Source organism: Nitrospira sp. NS4, from assembly GCF_049546785.1.
Taxonomy (GTDB): domain Bacteria; phylum Nitrospirota; class Nitrospiria; order Nitrospirales; family Nitrospiraceae; genus Nitrospira_D.
This window is the reverse complement of the sequence record NZ_JBMWAN010000001.1, coordinates 400,717-425,967: the sequence shown is the minus strand read 5'-3', so window position 1 is coordinate 425,967 and position 25,251 is coordinate 400,717. Positions and strand designations below refer to the sequence as shown.

Here is a 25,251-nt window from a genome sequence, read left to right as displayed (position 1 = left end):
CGGCTAGGGGTGCGAGGCGAGTGGCAAGAGGAGGAAATCGGAAGATGTCCAGTCGTGTGACCTCTCGCCTCTCGCCTCTGGCCTCTTGCCAGTGTCATTGGAGTAGATGGTGACTTTCGCGGAACGCATGCTCAAGATCGACCGGCGGATCATCTTTGCGGTGATCGGGCTCTGCACGCTCTTGCCCTTGCTCTATCCGGTCGGGCTTCCAATTAAGATTTCCTCGGAGGTCCGGGGCGTGTACGACTATATCGAGCAGATGCCTGAGCGCTCTGTCTTCCTCTTGTCGATCGATTTCGATCCGGCGTCGAAGCCGGAATTGTATCCCCAGGCGGTCGCCATTCTCCGCCACGCCTTCCGCAAGAATCTCCGTGTTGTCACGATGACGCTATGGGTGTCAGGCACGGGTATGGCCGACCAATTGGTCACGCAGGTCGCCCAGGAGATGGGGAAAGAGCGCGGCAAGGACTACACGTTTCTTGGATGGAGTCCCGGCGGGACGGCGGTCATCATCAACCTGGGCCAGGATCTCTATAACACCTTTCCGAGCGACTATGGCGGGAAGCCGACGAAGGGCCAGGCGGTGCTGGAGGGAGTACAGAGCCTCAGGGATGTCACCTATCTCGTGAGCCTTGGAGCCGGGAATCCCGGTGTCGAGGCCTGGTATGTGTTCGGCAAGGACAAATACAAGTTCGAATTAGGCGGCGGGTGTACCGGCGTCATTGCGCCAGGCCTCTATCCTTTGCTGCGCAGCGGGCAGATCAATGGATTGATCGGCGGCCTTCGCGGCGCAGCGGAGTATGAGACTTTGATTGGACAAAAAGGGCGGGCGGTGGCGGGCATGGATGCCCAGTCTGCGACGCATTTGGCCATCATCGTGCTCGTCGCTCTGTGCAACATCTTCTATTTTTCAATGCGGCGGCAGGCGCGGCAGCAAGGCGAACGGTCGTAGGAAACGGATAACGATATGGACGCAACGCTGATCGGGGCTTGGGTGGCGACAGGGCTGACGCTTTTTATCCTGTCGTTTCTCTATAAAGATAACCCGCTCTTCAAGCTGGCTGAGCACCTCTATGTGGGCGTTTCGGTCGGCTATACGATCGTGAAGGCCTATGACACGGTCCTGGTGCATCTAATCATCAAGCCTATCGTCGAGAACGGAGAGTGGGTGTTGCTGGTCCCCGTGATGATCGGCTCGTTGATGCTGACCCGCTATGTTCCCAAGGCGTCCTGGTTGTCGCGCTATGCGTTTGCGTTCATCGTCGGCGTCGGGTCCGGGCTGGCGATTCCCCGGACGATCTCGTCGTTCATTTTGAAACAGATCGAAGACACCGTTCGCCCGCTGCTGATGCTGGCGCCCGGCGGCGGCGTCACGTTTTCCTGGGATCTGCACAATCCCGCCAGCAGCCTCAACGTGATTATCATTCTGATCGGCGTCAGCTCGGTGCTGTTCTATTTCTTTTTTTCGGTCGAGCACACTGGGCCTGGGAGGATGGTGGCGCGGACCGGGGTGATGTTTCTGATGATCTCCTTCGGCGCGGCCTTCGGCTATACCGTCATGGCCCGCATGTCGCTCTTGATCGGCCGGCTGACCGACCTGATCGAATTCTCCGACGCCTCCTATGGCCGCCCGACGATTTGGCTGGCCCTCGTGACCATCGGCACGTTGATCTTCCTCAGCCGACGGACGGAGGGCGAGCCGCCGGAATCTCACTGACTAGAGGTTTGCGGCCAAGGCAAATGTTCAGGGGGGAACTCCCCCTCGACCTCCCCCCCTTTAACCTGAGCCTTTTCCTGCCGGTTGCAGCTTCTTCTCTCGCTCTATTACAATGCCGGTCAATAAAGGAGCGTTATGACGACTACCACCGCGGCCAAAGATCCCAAGCAGTACCCGGTCCTGCGCAATCTCCAATTCTCGCCCATTAAAGAAGGCGAGGAGCAATACATCGTGCTGTGGGACCCGACCGGCCTGAGCAAAGAAAAGCTCGTCCTGCCGCTCAATTACTTCTTCATCGTCCAGCATTTCGACGGCGAACATTCGCTCCAGGAAATCGGCGCCCTGTACTTGAAGCGGTTCGGCGAGTTCCTCATGCCCGATAAAGTGGGGCAGTTGGTAGCCGACCTCGATACAAAGCTCTTTCTCGAAGGGGACCGGGCGGAGGAAGCCCGCAAGACACAGCGGGCGCAGTATCGCGAAAGCCCCTTGCGGAGGGCGGCTTTTGCCGGCCGTGCCTATGAGGCGGACGGGGCAAAGCTGAAAAAGCAGATCGACGGGTTCTTCACCTCTAAAGAAGGACCGGACTTCAAGCCATCAGAGAATGCCGGGAAACCGATCAAGGCCCTTGTGGCGCCGACCTATGATCTCAAGCAAGCCGGCCCGATCTACGCCTGGGCCTATAAAGAACTGCAAGAAGCGACGCAGCCGGATGTCTATGTCATCTTCGGGACGGCCTACGCCGGCCTCGATAACCTGTTTGCCGTCACGGACAAAGATTTTGAAACGCCGCTGGGCGTGGTGAAGGCGGACCAGCCCTTGCTGGCGAAGATCAGAGAGCGGTTCCCCCTGGCCTTTGAAGAAGATCTCTGCCATCAAGCCGAACATGCCATTGAATTCCAATTGCCGTTCCTCCAAGACATCGTCGGCAGCAAGAAGCCCTTCACCATTGTTCCGATCCTCTGTTCCTTCTCCGCGTTGAGCGTGGCGGAACCGGCCGTGCTGCAATCGGTGGTGGCGTTTCTGGATGGATTGCGCGAGATCCTCAAGGAGTCCGGTCGCAGTTATTGCGTGATCGGGGCGGGAGAACTGGCTCATCTCGGCATGCGCTATGGCGACAAAGAACCGCCGACCGATTTCTCGTTTCATCGCTCGATGCAGCACGATTTGGAGATGTTGAAGCCGGTGGAAGAGCGGAAAGCGGACGAGTTTGCCAACTACATCATCAAAGAGAACGACCAGCGCCGCATCTCCGGGTTCGCGCCGATCTTCTCTCTCTTGCGATTAATCGATGCGGAGTCCGGCCAGGTCCTCCGCTACGACCGCGGCATTACCGATCAGTACAACTCCACCGTCACCTACGCCAGCATGGCGTTCTTCTAGTCCGGCGGTTCCTTCTTCACTTATTCAGGCGGGGCGCAGGAATATTTCCCTCGCACACACCGACGGACCACCGCCTATTCTGGTGAGAGCGGTGAGCCTGAAGGAAGGTGTCCGGTTCTCTGAATCGCCGCGCCGGATGCGTCCCCATATGATGCCGGCAGGGACGGTCATAGCGATTGCGGCTTCCAAAGCGGCCAGTCAGTCCGAGGGATTTTGCTGGTGAGGACGCGATACTCACAGTCATGGCCCAACTAAGGTTGACTCGGCGAGAGCCTTGTCGATCAAGGCGTGAAAATCAGCGGCGGGGTGAGCCCCAATCAGAGGGCGGCCGTTGACAAAGAAGGTCGGAGTGCTGGTAATCCCGAGCTTGAGTCCGTCCCGAAGGTCTTTGGCCACCTCCTCCCTATAGCGTGCTGTGTCCATACATGCAGCAAAGGTCTCCTGTCTCAGCTCAATCTCTTTGGCCAGCTCGATGAAGTTCCACCCTGTCCCTGGCGCTTGACGATCAAACAACAAGTCGTGGTACTCCCAAAACTTGCGCTGGTCTCCCGCGCATTGGGCGGCTTCGGCGGCTTGGGCCGCATAGGGGTGGTTTGGCCCGGGATAATCCCGATACACCAGGCGAATCCTTTCACCGTAGATCCGGCGGAGTTCTTTCATGACCTCCACGCTGTTCCGGCAGTACGGGCATTGAAAGTCTGAAAATTCCACGATGGTGACCGGCGCATCGGCGGGACCGATCGAGGGATCATCATCAACGCTGACCGAGAGCATTGGCGGCTCCGGGGGCTTCATGGCAATCCGAATGTCTGATTTGCGGCGAAGGGTGACCAGCAGTGCCTGCCGAATCCTGGCTTGTTCCTGAAGGTCCTGCCCGGTCTCCTGGTGTGAACCGTTCTGGCCCGGGCTTGAGTTCAACCGTCTGACCGGACCCGGGAGGTTGGCAAGCCTGGCGACGGATTCCGATTGAGCAGCCTCGTTCAGAAGCTGTGAGACGGTGAGCCCTTTCCGCGATGCCTCAGCGTCCAGCAAGAGATCCTCGATTTTCTGTTGGAGCGTCTGGTGCAGCCGTTGGCTGCGCAGTTGATCTATTTGGTAGAGGGGAATGGCCGCCGCCAGCTCCACTTCCTGCACGGTGATGGAACGGCCGTTCACGGTTGCCGCAACCGCGGATGTGGCAGGCTCCGCGCTTGACGACTGAAGCTTCGCCGCGGAGCTGATGAGCCAGGCCAGGGCAATAATGGGGCCGAGGGCGATCAAAAGGCGGGAAGTCAGCATTGGCGTCATCTGTTTGAGGAGTTGTAGAGTCCGTGAATCAAGTCGCTATCGAAAACCATAGCGACGAGGTCCCTGAAAATCCATGATTTGTTGATAATTCGCACCAGGCCTGAGTTCCGTCTCCGGATGCCATGACTCGTGCTACTCGGGTGCGGCGCGCTTGTCCCCCGCTCAAAGAAGTACTCGCCAGTGGATAGCGCGTCCTCCAACTTATCGGTATAGGCGGAGGGGGCATTCCCTTCCAGGCCGAGTCATGCATGCCGCTGAGGAATAACTGCCGCAGAAATTCGGTTGTAGCCGACCGATAAACGCACGATTTACAGAGAGATGAAGCAATGGGAATGCCCATGACGTGGCTTGATCAGTTTGACCGCCCCTCCGCGGCTATTCCGCTCTCCCTTACTATGACGCTGGCGATAATCAGTTTCTGAACTGGAGAAAAGTGAGCATCAGGTCATTTGGGTGCTGACCCCTATTCTCGTCTGTGCGGTATCTGCTGTGGCAAGGCTTCTGATCGTCGGGCACCGGTGACTGAGCCAGTTTCGTGGTGAGTCAGACGGTGCATGCGGCGGGGTCGAATTCTACGTCATTTCCTAAAACAGCCATGCAGTAGCAAGTTCTCCGATAGGACCGGATTGATCTGCAGAGATGGGGAAGCGGGAGACAGGTACGTCCGTAGAGCCTCCATCATCACAGCCGGCTCTTTCCGATCCGCAGGAGGCAATCCGGGATCTCGCAAGATTATCATTCGGCCGGGTTCCATAGAGGAGCTTATCATTTGCGCCCGCAGGACACGGGGCAAGGTCAGATTGACGGCCAAGGGTGGAAGAAGAATGTTGATGCTTTCGCCTTCAGCATTCAAGAAGCTTTGGATATTCTCATGGAGAGCAGCGGCGTCAACTCGCTGTTTACGTAGACCACAACTCTGAGAATCGGAGGATATTTTCTGTCCCAGGGGGCCGGTGACACTTGGAATTGAGAAGGGGGATTCTTGTGGCGCAAACGGGGACTACGGTGGGAGTGAACATGGTCGGTGCGCCCGCCCGCTGAAAGACAGCGGTTCAAATAAGACTCTCTTCCTCTACGATGGACAGGCGGATGGCTCGACAGCAGCGGGGGGCTGGTTAGTCCGTTTGCTTTTTTCGAGCGCGCGTTTAGCCAGCATCAGGTTCTCGTTGGCTTTCTCGTAATAGCGCGGAGAAAGGTCGATGGCCTTCTTGAAACAGGCGATCGCATTTTCCGTTTCATTGCTACTCAAGTAGGAAACGCCAAGGTTGTTATACGCTTCCTCTTCGCTGGTCGCGTGCCTGAAAGATTCCAGCGCGTCGTGGTAACGGTTCAGTTTGGCCAACGTGAGTCCCAGATTATTGTGGATTTTCGGTTGGCCTGAACCAGTGAGCAAGGCGCGATGAAATGACTGGACGGCATCCTCATAGCGTCCGAGAAGATAATAGGCGAGGCCGACATTGTTGAGCAATGTAGCTTCTTCTGGGCGAAGCCTCAGGCCCTGCATGTATTCGGCGATGGCGTCCTGATGGCGTTTTTGCCGATCAAGTACCATCCCGAGAAAATTGAACGTTTGCCAGCGATCAGGTTTCAAGGCGATCGCTTTCCTAAACGAGGCTTCCGCCTCCTCTTCTTTGCCCATCCGGAAATAGGCTTCACCGAGTCCTTCGATCGTGAGGGCATCCTGATCGTCATGCTTGAGGACTTCTTGGAAATGTTGGATCGCATCCTGCGGGAGCCCCTTTTTCAGAAACATGTTTCCAATTTTGGAGTGAATGTGAAACAGGGATGGATCCGCCTCAACGGCGTTTTGGTAGTGCACGATGGCCAGAGAGGGATTGCCCTGCTGCAGATACAGATCTCCCAACCGGTTGAGTTCTTGCGGTGAGATGTCTTTCGAGGTGCCGCTCACCTCATCTGCAGAGGGGGCTAGGCCGGACTTCTGGCGGTCGACAACCTGCTGGTATTCCCCCGGGGTGTAGTTCACTTGCCTTTTGGGACCCGCACATCCGTCCAGGGAAACAACTAGAATCAAGAGGGTCACGCCTAAAGCGCCAAAGGTTCTGTCGATCTCATGGGGCATTCGCTTCTGACTCATATGCAATGCGACTCTCTCGGCATGCATGGTACGACTCCTATCTCCCGACGTGATGGTAACGACTCAGGTGTTTAGGCTGAAGGCCGAAGGCTATCCATTATCTCGCAAGGCACGGATCAAGCCATTCAACACCTTCTCGGTTTCTATGGTCCTGGTTTCAAGCGGAGATGAATCCTCGTCGCGCAAGAAGCACAAACGCTGCGACAAATTTAATTGATAGTGTAGTTCCCTCAATGATCCGAAGGCGATATTGAGAAATCTGAGATACTCTGCCTCACTGTCACGAGCGCAGCCCTCTACAATGTTAGAAGGGACGGACACGGCTGCCCGGCGTATTTGAGAAGTCAGTCCGAATAGTTCTTCTTTCGGAAACCCTGCGGTCGCCCGATACACCAATATGACTACGTCATCAGCCAACTCAAATGCCCGAAGTTGTGTGTGATCTCGCACGATGTGCCCCTAAAAGCCTTCGGTCTATCTACCTAAGTCGTGCTCTTTCTTCCTGCCGGTCATACTGAAATAGAGCCCCTGTTCTGTAAAGGCTTTTTAACGTTTGTGTGGGGACTCCTGAAAAGGCCTATGGAGATTCGCACGGTCATCATGGGTTAGTCGGTACAGAGGGCGTAAGCCAGTCGCTACCTCCCTCTTTGGTATGCCCACCCCCCAGAAGAGATTCCTGAGTACCCCCACTAGGTATCTAGGCAGAACAGCGCTTCGGTGAGATAAACGAACCATGACGACGCGGCCGGCAGCGCAAGCAGCACTGAGGTCGGCGGAGTCGGTGAGAAACAACCTACTAACCAAACGGAGGGATCAGATGGGGAAGCACATTGTACGGTTCATGCGGGAAGAAGACGGCGCGACGGCGGTGGAATACGGGTTGATGGTGGCCCTCATTGCGGCCGTCATCGTGGGTATCGTCACGACCCTGGGCACCAACGTCCGGGGCGCCTTCACGACCGTGTCAAACGCGATCGCGAGCTAAGCGAGGTGGAGAACGCGTGCGGGCCGGCCGTGAGGTGCGGCCGGCAGCGCAAGCAGCAATGGGGTCGGCGGAGTCGGTGAGAAACAACCTACTAACCAAACGGAGGGATCAGATGGGGAAGCACATTGTACGGTTCATGCGGGAAGAAGACGGCGCGACGGCGGTGGAATACGGGTTGATGGTGGCCCTCATTGCGGCCGTCATCGTGGGTATCGTCACGACCCTGGGCACCAACGTCCGGGGCGCTTTCACGACCGTGTCAAACGCGATCGCGAGCTAAGCGAGGTGAAGGAATTCGCGGCTGCCGACCACAGTATGGTTGGCAGCCGCAAACCCCAAAGGGTACCAGGCGTATGGACGAAAACCGATACAGATTGTGGAATAGGGAAGAGGGCGCAACGTCAGTCGAGTATGCGCTGGTCGCGTCTTTGATTGCGGGGGTAATCGGCCTGGCCGTGTCCGTACTTGGCGGTCAGATCCTCAATATGTTCACGGTCGCCGCTGCGATGTTTCCTTGATTGACTGAGAGATCATGGGGAATCTGATGGAACCGATGCTGTCGCAATATCTACTGCTGGTCCTCTTGGGCGTGGCTGCGGTGACTGATCTCCGCACATATACCATTCCCAATTGGCTGACGGGACCGGCTGTTCTCGCTGGAATAACTCTCCATACGGTTACGACGCAATTCACCGGACTTGTGTTCAGTCTGGAGGGCGCTGCCTTGGGGTTCGGTTTGTTCGTCATTCTGTATGTGTGCGGATGGATGGGGGCCGGAGACGTCAAATTATATGCGGCGGTCGGCAGCTTTCTTGGTCCCGCACAGACAATCTCAGCTGCCATTGGGATTGCGATTGTCGGGGGGCTGTTGGCCCTCGTGGTTCTCGCCCTCCATCAGGGGTGGAGAAAGATTGGTGTATGGTTGTGGTCTATGGTCTTAACACGGTCGGTGCAACGATTAACTCCAGGCCAAGGTGAAGATCCAAAAGTGCCCTATGCGGTCGCGATCGGTCTTGGGACGATCGGTTCATATTGCTGGCATCTCTAGGGTAGACGTCGCGCCACATGCTTGCAGGCAAGGCCGTGAGTAGGTTCGGGCGGGATTCGTAACAGGTTTTGACGAAAATCAAGTCGGCATCTACACTTCAGGGAGGAGTCGTCATGAAAAAGTATCGTCCGCAGCTCTTCTTCGCGGCTGCAGTTGTGATCGGATTGATAACCAGCCTGTTGGCGATGGGGTGGCTGCGTAACGCAGAGTTGCGGCATGTGGCAGAGGCCGCCATGCCCGTCGCCACGACGACCGGAGTGGTTGTGGCCAAGGCTGATCTCGCATGGGGGACCAAGCTGACTCCCGAGATGTTGCAGGTCGTGAATTACCCGGCCGGCGCCCTCCCTGACGGGTACTATAAGAGCGTCGATGATTTGAAGGATGCCGTGTTGCTGAATGATCTCAAGGCGAACGAAGTCATTCTCCGATCGAAGCTGGCGTCGGGGAAGGATGTGGGGTCGGGCGTGGCGGCTGTCACTGATCCGACAAAACGAGCAATGTCGGTAAAGGTGGATGAAGTGATCGGAGTGTCCGGGTTCATCAAGCCGGGCGACCATGTCGATGTGATGGTGACCATCGAACCGGACTCAAAGTCTCAGAATCCGATTGCCAAGATGATTCTGGGAAACCTGAAAGTTCTTGCGGCCGGCATGCAATACGAAAAGAACGGGACCGAGAAGGATCCGAAGCCGGTCCAGGTGATGACCCTCGAAGTTGATATAGAAGAAGCGGAAAAATTGGCGCTCGCATCCACTCAGGGGAAGCTTCGCCTCGCGCTCCGGAATCCGCTTAACGTCGAAAAGGTGCTGACGAAGGGCGCCAACGTTGCCTCGCTCCTGGCCTCCTTTCGCCCCAAGGAAAGCAAGAAAGAGGCTGAGCCGGAGTTTCATGTCGAAGTCATCAAGGGTGGCGACCGCAAACAAGTGAAATTCTAAGAGGAGAGCACCATGAAATCGATTATTACAGTGAAAACACGGAATACGAGCTTCGCCAGTGTGATTGCGGGAACGATTGTGGCGGCCGGGTCATTGTTGTGGCAACCTCTGTTGGCGAGCAGCTCCGGCCCAATGATCTCGGCCCATGCCAGTAAGCATGTGCAGGAGTTGGATCTCGTACTGGGGAAGTCAACCGTCGTCGATGTGCCGGTTGCGATCAAGCGGGCCTCTCTCGCAGATCCGGCGATCGCCGATGCGATCGTTCTGTCGCCGAAACAAATTTATGTGACCGGAAAAGGCTACGGATCGACCAACTTGACGCTGTGGGGGAAGGACGATCAGATCCTTGCCATCTTCGACGTGGAGGTGGCTCTCGATGTGGCGCGACTCACGGAGCAGTTTAACCGGTTGTTGCCGGAAGAGACCAACCTTCATCTCGCAAGCAGCAATGACCATCTCACTCTCTCGGGAACGATTTCCAGCCCCGCCAAATTGTCCCAAGCCTTGGCGGTGGCGGAAGCCTATGCCCCCAAGAAGGTGATCAATCTGCTGAAAATCTATCCCGATGTGCCGAGCGACGCAAAGCCGGGTGAGCTTGATCAGGTGACCGTCGAAGTGATTCGTGGAACAGCGGTCAATGCGGTGAAGTTCTGAGCCTGATTCGACAGCCAGCGTCGACGAGGGCTCAGCAGAATAACTCGACAAAAGGAGCGAAGTGATGAAGCGATCGATGGCCTGCAGTTGTCTCGTAGCACTCTGTGCAGCCTTGTGGTCTCCAGGGGTCGACGCGCAGGGAACGGCCGACTCGAAGGCCGTAGCCAGCGAGGCGCAGCGTCTGGAACTCGGGGTTGGAAAGTCCAAGGTGGTCGATCTCACGACGTCGATCAAGCGGGCGTCCCTGGCGAACCCGGAGGTGGCCGACACGGTCGTGCTGTCGCCAAAGCAGATCTACCTGACCGGCAAAGCCATTGGCGTCACGACGTTGACCCTGTGGAAAGAGAATGGCGAGCTGTTTTCAGTATTCGACATCACTGTCACTCCGGACTTGAGCCAACTGCGCGAGCAGTTGCACCAGATGCTCCCTGGTGAGAAGGATATTGCCGTGACGGCGACGCACGATCACGTCACGCTGTCCGGCACCGTGAGCAATCTGGCTCGTCAGTCACGGGCGCTGGAAATCGCTGAGCCCTATGCGCCGAAGAAAGTCGTGAACTTGCTTCAGGTGGGAGGGGCACAGCAAGTCATGCTCGAGGTTCGTGTCGCAGAAATGAACCGGGACCTCATTCGGCAGATCGGCGTGAACATGGCCGGAGCTGATCAAGCGGGGAATTTCGGCGTGACGGCTCTCAACTCCATCACGTCATTGACTGGTTCGCCCACGATAGGTCCTACACCTTTGGGCCAGCTTGTGACAGGTGCGGTCAATGCGCTGGTGCGGTTCCAGACCGGCGACATTACCTGGACCGGATTCATCGATGCCTTGAAGCAGGAAGACGTGGTGAAAGTCTTGGCGAAGCCGACGCTGGTGGCGATCAGCGGTCAGGAGGCCCAGTTTCTCTCAGGCGGAGAATTTCCATTTCCCATTCCGCAGGCATTCGGAGTCGTCACGATTCAGTATAAGAAATTCGGGGTCGGGTTGGCCTTTACGCCCACGGTCCTCACGAATAATCGGATCAGCATGGCGGTGTCTCCGGAAGTGTCCGAGCTGGATTTCTCGAACGCGCTCCAGCTGGAGGGATTCACCGTTCCCACGATCGCCACGAGACGAGCCACAACCGTGGTTGAACTCGCCGACGGTCAAAGCTTTGCCATCGCCGGTTTGCTGAAGGACAACGTGCGTGAAGCAGTCAAGAAGTTCCCGGTCCTTGGCGATATCCCGGTTCTGGGAACGCTGTTTAGAAGTTCGCGTTACGTGAAGAATCAGACGGAACTTGTGATCATCGTGACGCCCCACTTTGTCAAACCGCTGGATATGGTCCAGCAGACGTTGCCGACCGACACGTTTACCGAGCCGAACGATTGGGAGTTCTACCTGACGGGGCGGACAGACGGATTCGGGTATGTCCCGCAGGCCAAGCAGGCTCGTGACGGACGAGTTGTCGAGGCGACGGTGTCCCGGCGACTGGAGGGAGAGTTTGGCCACATGGTCCAGTAGCAGGCATGAATGATCACGAATCGCAAATCGTTCGACCAATGATGAAGGAGCTGTTATGAAAGGATTGCTGCTAACAGGAATGGGGCTCTCGCTCCTCGCCGTTATCTCCGTGACGGGATGTACGACACGGCCCACGACATTGGGGCCGGATGTCGGGTTGGCTTATACCATGGCGCTGGATCATCAGCTGCTCAATCCGGAGGCGGGAAAGAATCTCGATCCTGTTCAGGGGGTAGAAGATCCGACAGCCGCGAAGAACACCTTAGAGCGCTATCAATCCTCATTCGAGAAGCCGGAAGAGTACCGCAAACCCATGGCGATCGGTTCTGTGGTCGGCCAAGGAATGACAAAGTAGGAGGTTGATACAAGTGCGGAAGAAGCTGCGATCAGAATCGGGCGCGTCGGCGGTAGAGTTCGCCCTGTTGCTCCCGCTGCTCATGATGATCCTGTTCGGGATTATCGAGTTCGGCATGGCCCTCTACCGTCAGGCGATTTTGACCAATGCCAGTCGCGAGGGGGCGCGGATTGGAATCGTCCAGTCTGTGCCTGCGATTACTGATGCTCAGATCAATGCCGCGATCGACAACTATTTGACGCCGGCCGGGATCAATCCGGGAAATGTGAGTCGCGCTATTGTAAACGGACTTGTCACCGGCACCCCTGTGCGGGTCACGCTCACGCTCCCGTATACATTTACGGTCCTGCCAGGGCTTACGTCGGTCGCTCCGCAAATCAACCTCACCGCCTGGACGGAGATGCGACATGAGTAAGGCACGATTGGCGCAAAGAATAGGCCAGGCCATTTGCCGCCAGCCGGTGATTCACGATACGAGGGGGGCTGTGGCGGTGACGGTTGCCATCGTGATGGTGGTCTTGTTCTCATTCGCGGCCCTGGCGCTGGACATCAGCAATGCCATGATCGCGCGGAACGAGTTGCAGAATGTGGCGGATGCCTCGGCCCTGGCGGGGGCGAGGCAATTGGGCGTGATCTATCAGGCCCTGCCGGCAGGAACACCCTACACCACTTATCAGCTTAGTGATGCCAGCGCTGTGGTAAATGCCGCGACTACGGTCGCATCCCAAAATCAGGCTCGAGGCGTCGCAATATCCCTCAATCCCGCTGATATTGTGATCGGTGTGTGGAACTCCGGTCCTCGCACGTTGACTCCTGGAAACGTCGGCGCGACAGGGGTGCGGGTGACGGCTAGAAGAGACGGGGGAGCCAACGGGCCGGTGGCGACATGGCTGGCCGGCATCATGGGCATCAACAGCATGAATGTTGTCGCGACGGCGACAGCCGCCCTCACTGGAACGGGCACTCTCTTGCCGGGAGAAGCAAACGCGCCCTTTGGGCTTGACCAACTGATTTTTGATAATCCCGCCTATTGTAATACGCCGATCCAATTCTATCCGACCAACAATCCACCGTCAGGTTGCGCCGGCTGGAACACGTTCCTTGAGAATCCTCCCAATGCCAATACGGAGAGGCAGATAGTTCAGGGACTGACCCCCAGCCCACCAACGTATGTCACTCCTCAAATATCGTCAGGGGTAACGAGTTTGGAGTATATCGGAGGAAATGTAGCTTCCGCCTTCCCAAGCTTGATTAATCTCTACCTGGCCAAGCGGGTGCCGGCGGCAAGCCCTAGCGGATATTGCTGGAATGTCACGGTACCGGTGTACGCGAACCAGAACTGTACGAATCCGGGCGGTCCGTTAATGACCATTGGGTTCGCCTCGGCTTGTGTATGGAATGTGCAGGGTGTTCCCACGCAGCAGATTGACGCCACCATAACCTGCGGTGAAGTCACGAACGGAGCTGGTGGCGGGGGGAACTTCGGGACCTTGGGCAGCATTCCCGGGCTCGTCGAGTAAATTCGCAAGAGGAGGATCTGATCACATGTCTGGATTTGTGACGGTATGGCTCGAATGTCGGAGTGATTCGGTCCGGCGCATGTTTGAGGAATTGCTGGCTTCCCATCGGGCGTTCCTGATCAAGCAAAGCGGCGGTCCTGCGACCGTCGATGTGGTCTGCGTGGAGTTGGATGAGATCAATCCGGAGCGAACCCTGGCCTCGATGAAGGGGCTGTTAGAAAAGAATCCCGCACTCGAAGTGTTTCTGACGGGCGGCAGGACGGATTCCCAGGTGATGCTGGAAGCGTTCCGCATCGGGATTAAAGAGTTTCTTCCACAGCCGATTAACCGGAAAGAGTTCGACGCGGCCCTGAGCCGGTTGAAAGACCGCCTCATGTCGAAGGCGGGGAACAGAAGTGCCAAGGGAGGGAAGATTATCGCGTTCCTGGGTGCGAAGGGAGGAATTGGGACCAGCACCTTGGCCGTGAATTTGGCGATGAGTCTGCGACAGCTCAAGCAAGCGAAACAGGTGGCGTTGGTTGACCTGAATCTCGATGACAGCGACCTGCCGCTGTTCCTAGACCTTCAGCCGGGAAAAGGCTTCCGGGACCTTGTGCGCGACCTCTCGAGAATGGACGCGACGTTTGTGCAGAGCCTCATGAGCAAACACGAATCCGATCTTCATCTCCTTCAATCGGGGTTGACAGGAACAGAGGGGCCAACGGGCGAGGCGATTCCGGGGGGGGCCGCGTTACACACGTTGGATGTCATGCGGTCGATGTATGACCATGTGTTCGTCGATTGCGGGCACACCCTCAATCCCGAAACCCGTGAGGCCCTGGATTTCGCCTCGATGGTGGTGTTGGTCACCACCCTCAGCCTTCCCGCCATCCGCCGGGCAAAACAGTTTCTCCAGGTGATGAGAAATGCAGGGTTTGATCGTGACAAAGTCACGATCGTGGTGAACCGCTATCAGTCTTCAGATGCCGAATTGCTTCAACATGCTGAGGAATTGTTCGAGCAAAAAGTCGGGTGGTTGGTACCGAACGACTATCAGATGGCCAGCAGTTCCTTGAACAAGGGTGAGCCATTGACGGTACATGCCCCTCGTGCTGCCCTGACCCAGTGGTATCTAGCCCAAGCGGCATCGTTGGCAGGGGACAAGTCAGTGAACGCTGTCGAAGCCGGGGGCGGCTCAGAGCAGAAGAGTTCTCTCTTCTCGCGCTATTGGGGAGGATTGACCTTCTCGGCAAAGGCGAGAGGATAGTTGTACCTGCTCAGGTCGATAGACTGAAGGCTCTTAGTTGTTAGCCTACAGGTCTTCAGCCTGAACACCTGAGTTGTCACGCGTAGTCTTCATGAGAAGAACCACGAAGGGAGATCGATTGTGCTAAGCGCCAAACCGATTGATCAATCCACACAACAGGCCTATTACGAAGAACTCAAGGCGAAGGTGCATCAACGCGTCATCGAACTGCTCGACTTAACGGTGGCGAGTGCGATGGCGGAGGAACAGTTAGGTCAGGAGCTCAGTCGCCTGGTCGAGAACATCTTGCAGGAGGAGAAAGTCGCCCTCAATCAACGGGAGCGCGGGCAACTGGTGCAGGATATTCTGCACGAGGTCAGCGGACTCGGTCCCTTAGAGCCGTTGCTGAAGGACCCTACGATCAACGACATCCTGGTGAATACACACAAGCAGGTCTACGTCGAGCGCTATGGGAAGCTGGAGAGAACGGCTGTCCGGTTCCGGGACGAGGCCCATCTTCGAAGAATTATCGAGCGCATTGTGGCCCGGATGGGCCGTCGGGTCGATGAGTCGTCGCCCATGGTGGATGCCCGGTTGGCGGATGGGTCACGCGTGAATGCCATTATTCCTCCCTGTGCCATCGATGGCGCGTCCGTGTCGATCAGAAAATTCAGCAAGGATCCGCTGCAGGTTTCCGATTTGGTCGAGAAGCGCTCTCTCACTCCTGAGATTGCTGAGTTGCTAAGAGGGATCGTCCGGGCGCGGCTCAATGTGCTGATCTCCGGTGGGACGGGGTGCGGAAAAACCACGATCCTGAACATCCTCTCCGGGTTTATCCCGGCGACTGAACGCATCGTGACGATCGAGGATGCCGCCGAACTTCAACTACGGCAGGATCACGTGGTGCGGTTAGAGACCAGGCCGGCCAATATCGAAGGCAAGGGAGAAATCGGCCAACGTGAGCTCGTGAAGAATGCGCTTCGTATGAGGCCGGATCGCATCGTCGTGGGCGAGGTCCGAGGCGCAGAAACGCTGGATATGCTTCAGGCCATGAATACGGGCCATGACGGGTCGCTCACGACCGTTCACGCCAATTCCGCCCGCGATGCCCTGACCAGGATTGAGACGATGGTGGCCATGGCGGGTTTGGATTTGCCGAGCAAGGCGCTGCGGTATTACATCTCCTCCGCTCTGGATGTGATTGTGCAGCTGACGCGTATGTCTGATGGTTCCAGAAAAGTGGTGAGTGTCCAGGAAGTGAGTGGCATGGAAGGCGATGTGGTCACGATGCAGGAAATCTTTAAATTCGAGCAGACCGGCGTGGACCAGAACGGGAAGGTCAAAGGGCGATTTCGAGCGACCGGTATCCGGCCCAAATTCGCCGAGAAGTTTCAGGCTATGGGCATCCAAATCCCCAATGAACTGTTCGATGCAACCAAGGTGTATGAATGCTAACCCCGTTGATCGCCTTCGGCATTTTTATCACGGTCGTCCTCCTCTTCGAGGGGCTCTACTACTTTGTCGGGTCCAGGTCACGTGGCGCCCGCGATGAGCAACGTGTGAAGGAGCGGTTGCAAAGCTGGACGGAACGGCCGGATCTGAACACAACATCGAACCTCGTTCGGAAGGAAACGTATAGTGAGATCCCCTGGTTGAATGAGCTGCTGGCAAAGCTGAAGGAGGGCCGACACGCTGCCCGGCTTGCAAAGATTCATGATCAGGCCAAGGCTCCCTACTCGCTGGCTGTCTATGTTCTGGCTTCGGCACTCCTGGCCGTTCTTGGAGGAGTTCTTGGAAACAGAGCGATCTTTGGGCAGCCGTTCATCATGCTGGGCAGCGCGGGAGTCGGAATGGTCCTCCCTTGGGGACATCTCTACTATAGAAAGTGGCGCCGGCTTAGCGAGATCCATCGGCAACTTCCGGATGCCCTTGAGCTTATGGGGAGGGCGCTTCGCGCCGGACATGCGCTGTTCGTCGGCATGAAGATGGTCGGTGGCGAAATGCGGGACCCGATCGCGGGGGAATTCCAGCGAGGGTTCGACGAAATCTCCATGGGAGTCTCCGTGCCGGAATCCCTGAGTCATATGGCCGATCGTGTGGAACTGATGGACGTGAAGTTCTTTGTTACCTCCGTGAACATTCAACGGGAAACGGGCGGTAATCTGGCGGAGATTATTGATTCGCTGGGGCGATTGATCAGGAAACGCTTCGAGTTGAAGATGAAGGTGCGCGCCTTATCCGCCGAAGGTCGCATTTCGGCCGTCGTGTTGATGTCGTTGCCGATCGGTCTGGCGTTGGTTCTCCATCTCGTCAATCCGGAATACCTGGAGCCGCTCTTTACCGACCCTATGGGGCGGATGATGGTCGCTGTCGCAGCGACCATGATGATTCTTGGTGCTTTTGTGATGAAGCGGATGATTGCCATCAAGGTTTAACGAAGGACACGCGATATGGATATGACCTGGATTATCAGTCTGTTGATCTTCATGATGGTGCTGCTGTGCAGTATGGGGCTGTATTTTGTCCTGGGGTCCCGGGCAACGCTGAATGCCATCAAGCGTCGCGCCGAAGGTCATGTCGGCGTTGCCCCCTCTGAAAATGAATCCATTGGGCTGAATGTTAAGGGCAAACTTCATGCTTTGGTCACGCGTCTCGGAGAGGCGAACAAGCCATCCAGTGAATCGGAAGTCTCGGCCATTCGGGAAGCGCTCCTGACCGCCGGCTACCGGCATGCTCAAGCCCCGATCCTGTTTATGGGCGCCAAACTCCTCTCCGGTATCCTCGCTCTCGGGATCGTGATAGTGCTTCCCGCCAATCTGCTGGGGTTTCCGACGGCGACTGCGCAATTAGTGATTTATGTCGGCGCGGCCTCGGCTGGATATTTTCTCCCGATGTTGTGGCTCCGCCAGGCGATCGCTCAGCGAAAAGATAAAATTCTGACAGCTTTTCCTGACGCGCTGGACCTCATGGTGGTCTGCGTCGAGGCTGGGCTGGGATTGGATGCGGCGATTAGCCGGGTGGGCAGCGAAATCCGGTTTGCGCATCGGGAATTGGCGGATGAGTTCAATCTGGTGTCACTCGAACTGCGCACCGGCTTATCCCGTGCCGAGGCGCTGAAGAACCTGAGCCGACGTGTTGATCTGGAGGAGGTCGGCAGCCTCGTGGCCTTGTTGGTCCAGACGGACAAATTCGGGACGAGCGTGGGACAGGCGTTACGGGTCCATTCTGATGCGATGCGGGTCAACCGGCAACTCCGCGCGGAGGAGTTGGCGGCTAAGCTGCCGGTAAAATTGCTCTTCCCTTTGGTGTTTTTCATCTTCCCGAGTTTGTTTGTGATCATCGTCGGACCTGCGGCGGTGAAGATTGCCAGAACGCTGTTGCCCTCGCTAGGAGCGCAATAAGTTGATATCTTGCCACTGAAACATTCTCAACTCGACCACGCGCTGAGATTCCTCGATGCGCGTGCGTTGCCCGAAGGCGGGTTTTCGCCCAGGAGGGGGGAACCATTTCGTAGTGATGCCACTGCGTGGGCGATCTTGGCCCTGAGCCGGCTTGCCCCTGGTCACACCCTGTTGGGTCCTGCAAGGGATAGATTGACAACCGTTCAAGAGCCTGATGGTAGGGTCTCGATGAGTAGGGGGCATGAGGCGGCTTTTTGGCCAACCGCCCTCAGTGTTCTTGCCTGGAATGGGTCTCAGGTGCATGAGCGTCACTCTAGTCGAGCAGTTGCGTTCCTTCTCAATACGACAGGGAATCATTGGAAGAAAGGGCCGGATGATCCATTCGGCCATGACCCCAGTGTTCTGGGATGGCCCTGGATTGAGGGCACGCATTCGTGGGTCGAGCCGACTGCGCTGGCCGTGATTGCGTTGCAGGTTGCCGGACATGGACAGCATGATCGTGTCAGGCAAGCCGTCCGAATGATGCTCGACCGACAATTGCCGCATGGGGGATGGAATTACGGGAACACGATGGTGTTCGGGCGAGAGCTTCATCCAATGCCGGAAAGTACAGGCGCTGCCCTGGTTGGCTTGGCCGGCGAGGTTGAGCAGAGAACTGTCGCCCGAAGTCTTGACTATCTTCAAGGTGAAGTTGATCGCTTACGCACTCCGGTCTCGTTGGGTTGGGCTTTGCTTGGTCTCGCGGTATGGGGCAGATCCCCGTCTAATGCCGCATTCCTGGTCGAACGTTGTTTGACCAATCAAGCCCGCTACGGCGAATACGATTCATCGGCGCTCTGTCTCCTATTATTGGGCGCGTTAGCCGATGAGGCTGACACAGGAACCGCTCTGTTTGTGCACGCAAGTCGCAAGCTGGCACCCGGGGTCTTCACTCAGTGAGGAGTGCCTTGTCAGGCCACATGGATCCCACATCGAAAGGCGGTCTCACGCGCCGCGATCTGCTTCTGGCAGGTGCAGCCGGTCTCTTGCTCGGTTCAGGATTACTCCTGGTTCCGAAGCGGCATTTTAGGATGCCGCAACAGGCGCAATCGTTCGTGACCAAGGTCGCCCACTACCACGTGGAGATTGCCGATGCGATTACGAGAGGAATTCGGGAGTTGGGTGTTACTCCGGAGGAATTGAAGGGTAAACGGATTTTACTGAAGCCGAACCTGGTCGAGACCGCCTCAGGAGCGCCCCACATCAATACGCATCCGCTGGTCCTGCGCGGCGCGATCGAGGCGTTTCTTCGGTTGGGTGCGGAAACGGTGATGGTGGCCGAAGGCCCAGGCCATCGGCGTGATACGCTGGCTGTCTATGAAGAGTCCGGCTTGGCTGATGTGCTGACGGAAGATCGCATCCGGTTTCACGATCTCAATTATATTACGGGGTACGAGCTGCCGAATGCCGGTCGTCAGTCTTCGATGCGAACTCTCACGTTTCCGGCCCTTTTCCAGGAAGTGGATTGGATCGTGTCGGTGGCAAAGATGAAGACGCATCATATAGCCGGAGCCACGCTCTCGATGAAGAACTTATTTGGCGTCATGCCGGGCATTTACTATGGCTGGCCCAAGAATGTGCTCCATCACGCCGGGATCGAGAGTGCGATTCTGGACATCAATGCGACATTGAAGCCGCATTTTGCCATTGTCGACGGGATTGTCGGAATGCAGGGCGATGGTCCGATCCTGGGAGATCCCAAACAGGCAGGAGTCTTGGTGATGGGACGCAATCTTGCGGCGGTCGATGCGACCTGTTGCCGGATCATGGGCATTGATCCTTATAAAGTCTCCTATCTGGAGAGGGCCGACAATTGGCTGGGGCCGCTCAGTGAAGGGGCGATTGAACAACGCGGCGAAGCGATTCCTTCCGTGCGAACGAACTTTGAGCTGATCGAACAGATTCCAGCTCACCGGGGGATTCGTCTCGTATGATGGGGGCATGGAGTATGATGAAAACATTTATACTGGGTTTCTTTTTCATAATCCCGCTTGGCGTCTGCCTGGCGGAGACTGAGCCGCCCACGTCCCAGACACAGGAGCAGGACCTGTACGACCACTTTGTGGGAATGCAGCAGACGCAGGAGCGATTACCGCAACGTTCTCTTGAGGAGCAGGAACGGCTTCAACCGCAGATACGGCGGGCCGAGCTCCAAGCTTGTCAACGACTCAGGAAAGACCGGCAGGAAGGCATGCGGGATGACGATTACCGTCGTCAGGGCGGGGTTGAATTCGAGGCGTACGTGCTGCAGTTCGAAAAGTATTGCGAGACGCTCCGCTAAGAAGCCCTACGCGATAGGCCTAAGCGAATGGCTCCGGGTTATGCAAGGATGTTGTTGCTCCACAGTTATGCAAGGACATGCCCGGCAGGTAGGCGAGCTAGTGGAAAAAATCCGGCCAACTGCGGGTTGGTCGATAAGATTCTTCCGTCTTGCTTAATCAGCATGTTCGATCCGGCATTCGGAATCCAATTCCAGCCTCGGGTCTGTGCGTATTCTTGTGGCAGGCGCTCCTATCACCCGTAGAGGCGAGATGCAGGAATCGAAGGCCCGCAGTCTATCCTCAGGTCCAACTTTCAGTTACGGGGCCTCTACCTACGTGCCAGCGGTCGATGGGCTGCGAGGAATCGCCATTCTCTTGGTCCTTTGGTATCACGCCCCATTCCTCTTTCGTGATCTTCCTGAGTTTACTGCCAGCCATTCTCCCTGGGAGGTCCTCGGTCTTGCCGGAACAATGAGCCTCGGTGGCTGGATCGGAGTGGATCTTTTCTTCGTCGTGAGCGGGTTCCTCATCACAACGATTCTGCTTCGCTTGCGAGATCGGGGAGGCTCCTTATGGGTGTTTTGGGGGAGACGGGGACTGCGAATACTTCCCCTTGCCACGTTGTACCTCCTGGTCCTATCTGTCCTTACGTGGCTCGGCGATCCACTGAAGATGGTATCTCACTTCGAGGGGTGGGCGTGGTATGCCTTGTATCTCGGGAATATCCATATCACCTTATATGGATGGCAACCGCTGGCCATTATGATTCTGTGGAGTTTGGCAATTGAGGAGCAGTTCTACCTCGTCTGGCCTTTGCTCGTTCGAGCCTGCAGTAGACACCGGCTGCTTTGGTGGAGCGGGGGCATTATGGCTGCGGCGCCTGTGGTGCGGGCCATCATGCTCTCGGTAGCTGATTACCCTGCAACATACGTCTTTACCATCTGTCGGCTGGACGGGCTTGCTGCCGGCGCGGTGGTGGCGGTTATATTCGGCAATCCCAAATGGCAAGCCGAGGCCACCCGTTTATGCAATAGACTCGCACCTTTTGCGTCGGTTGTGATCCTTTTGGCCTTTCTTGTTCCATTTAGCCCTTCTCTTCCTGAGACAAGGCCATGGTTCTTCAGCGTTTTCGGGTACTCATGGTTAGCTGTGAGTTTTGCCATTCTCCTCGGCGCGAGCCTTAACGCAGTTGGACTTTGGGGTGCCCTTCTGAAATCACCGCTCCTCACTTTTTCAGGGAGGCGCTGTTACGGACTCTATCTGTGGCATGTTCTCATCGCGGGCTGCATCACCGCCGGGTTGCAACCGTTCCAATTCGGTTTTCATGTCCACCTGTGTCTTTGGTTGGCGGCTCTCCTGATCGTCGCAAACGGGTCCTGGCTGTTCTTCGAGGAGCCGCTTCTTCAGCTTAAACAATTTCTCCCATACGTGGGGAATGAGCCATTGCGGTCGGAGTCGAAATTAGTAGCCTGAACAGCGGCCTGGTACCACCTGTAGGATGTCATTGATCCTGCATCCAGGCACAGTGAAATTCAGGACCGTTTGTTCCCCGTGAGGTGGACACGGGAAAGAATACAGATCCTTTACAAGGACGCACGGCGCACATAGCGACGTTTCAGTGCGCCTTCCTTCAAGGTGTCATGAGCTGTCCTTGGTGCTGGCGTCCCTCTCACAAACCGAGAGGGGGCCTGCGGATTATTTCCTGCCCACACCTGCGAGCCCCCCCCTTCGAGGTACCTCTTTTCGGTCTACCGCGTTCGCCCCGGCCCTTCTATGCTTGTATCACCCAATGAGCTCCACGGAAAGATTCACAGTGCAACAGGATCACTGGACCAACGTCAACTGCGGCCATGCTGTAGGTTCCGTCATGGCAGTGATTCGGCAACTTCTGAACACCGCTGCGCTACATCTGAGAGTCCATACAGATGTGATGCATGACGCAGAGCAAGCGGAACAACCTATGACCCTGTTGGCCGCATGATTCGATCGTGGCAATTGATAGGGCTCGCGGCGCCTCAGGAATATCGGGCCGCAGTGATCTCCGTGCGAGGCGTACTCCTATGGGAGAGCAAGTCTCCCTCGTCTACATCCCCTTCAAAAGAGAGTGGTCCAATACCCCACCTGGGGAGCTTGGCAAGAAGCAGATCTTCGGAGATAAGTGACCTATGACGGTGCGGGACTCGATCAAGAAGACAGTAGCTGCGGCTGGAGGGGAATGTGTTGACGGCGGGAGCCCCATGTCGAGACTCATGGTCATACCCATAACGATGCTCGGAGGCCTGAGGCTCTCAGTTGTTGAGGGGCTCGGGGCGCGTCCGTTCATCCCGTACCGGTGTGGAAATTAAGCAATGAACGCTCTTGCATTGGATAAAAGATTGCACCCGGACCGAGCGCCTGAATTCGGCAACGAGGCTAGCGTGTCCACCGGTCTCCTCAATCAATCGGGAGCAGCGGTGACTCTGCCGCCGGATCACTCAACCCATCGCGACAGTGTCCCGCCAAATGTGGCGCAGGCCATAGCCGCGATGAGAGGAGAGGTCCGATCGGTGTTTATCTTCCTGCAAATCCTCGTGCTGGGGGTGATGGTGGGCAGCGCCGTCTTGCATTTCAAGGTCCTCCAGCTTGAATACGCGCTGTGGCTGCCCTTTGCAGGGCTTCTTGCCATCTTCGGAGGGTTGTTGTTCCTGCCCATTCGCCTGATCGCGTCGGATTGGTTTCCAGGTCTTCTGGCGATACTCGACACCGTTATCACCGCCACGCTGTTCTATTATTCCGGCAGCGCGGGAGCCGACGCCTATGCAGCGTATTTCCTCATCCTGCTCATCGCGGTCCTCACCCGCACCAGACAACAGACCATCCTCTATGCGGCCGTCGTGACGACCATGTACGGGTTGGCCTTCTATCAGGATGCGGGGCGGGCCGGCGGCACACTGGATTACCATGTATTGCAAATGCCGCTCACTCTGGCCGTGGCAGTCGCGTGCGGGCGGGCGATGGAATCAGTGAGGCTCCTCGCCACCTGTGACCCCCTGACCGGCTTGCCGAGCCGCACACAATTCGCGCATCTCGTCAGTCGCGCTGTGAAGCAAGCCCGCCAGTCTCGCGAGAAACTCAGCGTGCTCGTTCTGGAAATCGCCGGGATGGACCAGATCGACAAGACGAAGGGGCATGCCGCAAGCGATCGCGTCATGAAGCAGCTCGTGAACCGGCTCGTCCCGCTGCTCAAACCGGGCGACGTGGTGGCCCGACATGGACAGGCGAGCCTGGCTATTCTCACAAAAAGCTATGACACTCCGGCGGAGGTGGCGCAGCTGGCGCATGCCTCCATCGATATGCTGCGAGTCCCGCTCATCGAGTCAGGCGAGAGAGTCTCTCTCGCCGCCCATATCGGGGGAGAACTCGTTCCTGACGCGCATAAGGTTGTGGTCAGCGGAATACTCAACAATGCCAGCAAAGCGTTAGCTTGCGCCAAAACGCGAGGGAAGAACCATTGCGAGTTCTACGCAGCGGACATGGCGGCTCGGCCCTATGACCCCCTGTTCATGGAAACGAGCCTGCGCCATGCGCTCGCTCGCCGTGAGCTGTCCGTGTCCTATCAACCCAAAATCAATCTTGCGACTGGCCAACTCGTCGGGACAGAAGCCCTGATGCGGTGGCAGCACCCGGATTTTGGTTTGGTATCCCCCGTTCATTTTATCCCGTTAGCGGAAGAGTCCGGCCTGATCGAAGCCATGGGAGAGTGGATTCTTCGTGCGGCCTGCTTGCAAGGCATAGGATGGCAAGAACGGGGCCTACCGCCTCTCTATATCGGGGTCAATGTCTCGCCCAAGCAACTGCGGAATCCCCAGTTGGTCAGTACGGTTGCACGAGTCTTGAAGGAAACCAATTTAAATCCGCAGTATCTTGAGTTGGAAATTACCGAGAGCGTGCTGATCGCAGAAGCAGATGCCGCGTTGGAGAATCTCTACAAGCTGAAAGCTCTGGGGGTGCGCCTTTCCGTGGATGATTTCGGAACCGGGTATTCGGGGTTGAGTTACCTGACCCAGCTTCCGGTCGATGCCCTGAAGATTGACCAATGCTTTGTGCGAGAGATTGGCAATGGGCATCAAGCCAAGGCCATCATCAAGGGAGTCATAGGCATGGCATTGAATATGGGGCTGAAAGTCACCGCCGAAGGCGTGGAGAGTCAGGAGCAAGCCATGGTCCTCCGGGATCTTGGCTGCCATGAGGGACAAGGGTTTCTGTATAGCAAACCGCTTTCATCCGGAAAGATAGAACAGTACATCCAAGGCGAGCAACAGCGTCAGCGGGTGGAAGCCACCAAAGACGCATTGATTGAGGCATTGTCGAGCCATTATGCGAAAAAGCATTCGCCGCTTACGGGAGGGGTGTGACCATGGCAACCATACTTGTCATTGATGATCAGGAGCCAATACGCGCGCTTCTCCGTGCCGTTCTGGAAGGGGCCGGCCACCAAGTCCTGGAAGCCTCAAATGGCCGTCGCGGACTGGAGGTGTATCGGGAACGATCTGCGGACTTAATCATCACCGACATTGTGATGCCGGAGATGAATGGTCTCGAACTGATGTTGGAGTTGACCAGGAGTTTTCTCAACGTCAAAGTCATCGCGATCTCCGGCAGTCTCGAGAGTGAGGGCGGGATCAACGTGGCCAAGCTCCTGGGTGCGCGTCAGACGTTTCCCAAGCCCCTGGATATGGAACAATTACTCAGTGCCGTGCGCTACGAATTGGCACATTAGCTGGCCAGACGACTGCTTGCCGACCCGCACACGCCGGAGGTGCCATAGAGGCAAGGCGTGGCCTGCTGTGTTCCCTGGCCCCCCTCTTC

26 protein-coding genes are annotated in these 25,251 nt (G+C 56.8%); 23 read left to right on the top strand and 3 right to left on the bottom strand.

Going from position 1 to position 25,251, the window contains the following annotated elements; translation table 11 throughout:
• The first annotated feature begins 106 nt into the window (after window positions 1-106).
• The 3 genes from ACO9S2_RS01920 (at window position 107) to amrB (ending at window position 3,097) form a co-directional block, all read left to right on the top strand.
• Entirely contained in the window at window positions 107-952 is an 846-nt protein-coding gene (locus tag ACO9S2_RS01920; protein WP_423720109.1) for a hypothetical protein, read from the top strand.
• A 15-nt stretch (window positions 953-967) separates the two neighbouring features.
• Window positions 968-1,717 carry a hypothetical protein gene (locus ACO9S2_RS01915; protein WP_423720108.1) on the top strand — a complete coding sequence of 250 codons (750 nt, stop codon included), beginning with the start codon at window positions 968-970 and terminating at the stop codon, window positions 1,715-1,717.
• Between the two features lie 135 nt (window positions 1,718-1,852).
• Entirely contained in the window at window positions 1,853-3,097 is a 1,245-nt protein-coding gene (gene amrB / locus ACO9S2_RS01910; RefSeq protein ID WP_423720107.1) for an AmmeMemoRadiSam system protein B, read from the top strand.
• 240 nt (window positions 3,098-3,337) lie between these two features.
• Here the strand turns inward: amrB and ACO9S2_RS01905 are convergent, their stop codons facing one another.
• A complete protein-coding gene (locus ACO9S2_RS01905) occupies window positions 3,338-4,375 on the bottom strand; it encodes a thioredoxin domain-containing protein (RefSeq protein ID WP_423720105.1) in 1,038 nt (345 codons plus the stop codon).
• Between the two features lie 778 nt (window positions 4,376-5,153).
• Between ACO9S2_RS01905 and ACO9S2_RS01900 the strand changes: the two genes are divergently transcribed.
• Window positions 5,154-5,291, top strand: coding sequence for a hypothetical protein (locus ACO9S2_RS01900; protein ID WP_423720104.1), 138 nt, complete (start codon window positions 5,154-5,156; stop codon window positions 5,289-5,291).
• A 165-nt stretch (window positions 5,292-5,456) separates the two neighbouring features.
• Here the strand turns inward: ACO9S2_RS01900 and ACO9S2_RS01895 are convergent, their stop codons facing one another.
• Both ACO9S2_RS01895 and ACO9S2_RS01890 read right to left on the bottom strand, forming a co-directional pair.
• The gene (locus tag ACO9S2_RS01895; RefSeq protein WP_423720102.1) at window positions 5,457-6,464 is read right to left on the bottom strand and encodes a tetratricopeptide repeat protein; all 1,008 of its coding nucleotides are present in this window, start codon (window positions 6,462-6,464) and stop codon (window positions 5,457-5,459) included.
• Window positions 6,465-6,569: 105 nt separating this feature from the next.
• Complete coding sequence (locus ACO9S2_RS01890; protein ID WP_423720101.1) at window positions 6,570-6,929, bottom strand: four helix bundle protein; 360 nt, start codon at window positions 6,927-6,929, stop codon at window positions 6,570-6,572.
• 367 nt (window positions 6,930-7,296) lie between these two features.
• Between ACO9S2_RS01890 and ACO9S2_RS01885 the strand changes: the two genes are divergently transcribed.
• The 19 genes from ACO9S2_RS01885 (at window position 7,297) to ACO9S2_RS01795 (ending at window position 25,162) form a co-directional block, all read left to right on the top strand.
• Window positions 7,297-7,464 (top strand): Flp family type IVb pilin, encoded by a 168-nt coding sequence (locus ACO9S2_RS01885; RefSeq protein ID WP_423720099.1) that lies wholly within the window; start codon window positions 7,297-7,299, stop codon window positions 7,462-7,464.
• A gap of 112 nt (window positions 7,465-7,576) precedes the next feature.
• The gene (locus ACO9S2_RS01880; RefSeq protein ID WP_423720099.1) at window positions 7,577-7,744 is read left to right on the top strand and encodes a Flp family type IVb pilin; all 168 of its coding nucleotides are present in this window, start codon (window positions 7,577-7,579) and stop codon (window positions 7,742-7,744) included.
• A gap of 73 nt (window positions 7,745-7,817) precedes the next feature.
• The gene (locus ACO9S2_RS01875) at window positions 7,818-7,982 is read left to right on the top strand and encodes a Flp family type IVb pilin (RefSeq protein ID WP_423720097.1); all 165 of its coding nucleotides are present in this window, start codon (window positions 7,818-7,820) and stop codon (window positions 7,980-7,982) included.
• Window positions 7,983-7,996: 14 nt separating this feature from the next.
• Entirely contained in the window at window positions 7,997-8,512 is a 516-nt protein-coding gene (locus ACO9S2_RS01870; protein ID WP_423720096.1) for an A24 family peptidase, read from the top strand.
• A 113-nt stretch (window positions 8,513-8,625) separates the two neighbouring features.
• Complete coding sequence (gene cpaB / locus ACO9S2_RS01865) at window positions 8,626-9,447, top strand: Flp pilus assembly protein CpaB (RefSeq protein WP_423720095.1); 822 nt, start codon at window positions 8,626-8,628, stop codon at window positions 9,445-9,447.
• Window positions 9,448-9,459: 12 nt separating this feature from the next.
• Window positions 9,460-10,101, top strand: coding sequence for a pilus assembly protein N-terminal domain-containing protein (locus tag ACO9S2_RS01860; RefSeq protein WP_423720093.1), 642 nt, complete (start codon window positions 9,460-9,462; stop codon window positions 10,099-10,101).
• A gap of 64 nt (window positions 10,102-10,165) precedes the next feature.
• Complete coding sequence (locus ACO9S2_RS01855) at window positions 10,166-11,602, top strand: type II and III secretion system protein family protein (RefSeq protein WP_423720092.1); 1,437 nt, start codon at window positions 10,166-10,168, stop codon at window positions 11,600-11,602.
• A 55-nt stretch (window positions 11,603-11,657) separates the two neighbouring features.
• A complete protein-coding gene (locus tag ACO9S2_RS01850; RefSeq protein WP_423720091.1) occupies window positions 11,658-11,957 on the top strand; it encodes a hypothetical protein in 300 nt (99 codons plus the stop codon).
• Between the two features lie 13 nt (window positions 11,958-11,970).
• The gene (locus ACO9S2_RS01845; RefSeq protein WP_423720090.1) at window positions 11,971-12,372 is read left to right on the top strand and encodes a TadE/TadG family type IV pilus assembly protein; all 402 of its coding nucleotides are present in this window, start codon (window positions 11,971-11,973) and stop codon (window positions 12,370-12,372) included.
• Complete coding sequence (locus ACO9S2_RS01840) at window positions 12,365-13,477, top strand: pilus assembly protein TadG-related protein (protein WP_423720089.1); 1,113 nt, start codon at window positions 12,365-12,367, stop codon at window positions 13,475-13,477. The genes ACO9S2_RS01845 and ACO9S2_RS01840 overlap by 8 nt, the downstream gene beginning before the upstream one ends.
• A gap of 25 nt (window positions 13,478-13,502) precedes the next feature.
• Complete coding sequence (locus ACO9S2_RS01835; protein ID WP_423720087.1) at window positions 13,503-14,723, top strand: AAA family ATPase; 1,221 nt, start codon at window positions 13,503-13,505, stop codon at window positions 14,721-14,723.
• 120 nt (window positions 14,724-14,843) lie between these two features.
• Window positions 14,844-16,157 (top strand): CpaF family protein, encoded by a 1,314-nt coding sequence (locus ACO9S2_RS01830; RefSeq protein WP_423720086.1) that lies wholly within the window; start codon window positions 14,844-14,846, stop codon window positions 16,155-16,157.
• Window positions 16,151-17,137 (top strand): type II secretion system F family protein, encoded by a 987-nt coding sequence (locus ACO9S2_RS01825; RefSeq protein WP_423720085.1) that lies wholly within the window; start codon window positions 16,151-16,153, stop codon window positions 17,135-17,137. The genes ACO9S2_RS01830 and ACO9S2_RS01825 overlap by 7 nt, the downstream gene beginning before the upstream one ends.
• 15 nt (window positions 17,138-17,152) lie before the next feature.
• Window positions 17,153-18,103, top strand: coding sequence for a type II secretion system F family protein (locus tag ACO9S2_RS01820; RefSeq protein WP_423720084.1), 951 nt, complete (start codon window positions 17,153-17,155; stop codon window positions 18,101-18,103).
• A 959-nt stretch (window positions 18,104-19,062) separates the two neighbouring features.
• Window positions 19,063-20,076: a DUF362 domain-containing protein gene (locus ACO9S2_RS01815; protein ID WP_423720082.1), complete on the top strand. Its 1,014-nt coding sequence runs from the start codon at window positions 19,063-19,065 to the stop codon at window positions 20,074-20,076.
• Window positions 20,077-20,090: 14 nt separating this feature from the next.
• The gene (locus ACO9S2_RS01810; protein ID WP_423720080.1) at window positions 20,091-20,423 is read left to right on the top strand and encodes a hypothetical protein; all 333 of its coding nucleotides are present in this window, start codon (window positions 20,091-20,093) and stop codon (window positions 20,421-20,423) included.
• A gap of 250 nt (window positions 20,424-20,673) precedes the next feature.
• A complete protein-coding gene (locus ACO9S2_RS01805) occupies window positions 20,674-21,876 on the top strand; it encodes an acyltransferase family protein (protein WP_423720078.1) in 1,203 nt (400 codons plus the stop codon).
• Between the two features lie 944 nt (window positions 21,877-22,820).
• Window positions 22,821-24,797: a putative bifunctional diguanylate cyclase/phosphodiesterase gene (locus tag ACO9S2_RS01800; protein ID WP_423720077.1), complete on the top strand. Its 1,977-nt coding sequence runs from the start codon at window positions 22,821-22,823 to the stop codon at window positions 24,795-24,797.
• A gap of 2 nt (window positions 24,798-24,799) precedes the next feature.
• Window positions 24,800-25,162 (top strand): response regulator, encoded by a 363-nt coding sequence (locus ACO9S2_RS01795; protein ID WP_423720076.1) that lies wholly within the window; start codon window positions 24,800-24,802, stop codon window positions 25,160-25,162.
• Window positions 25,163-25,251 lie beyond the last annotated feature (89 nt).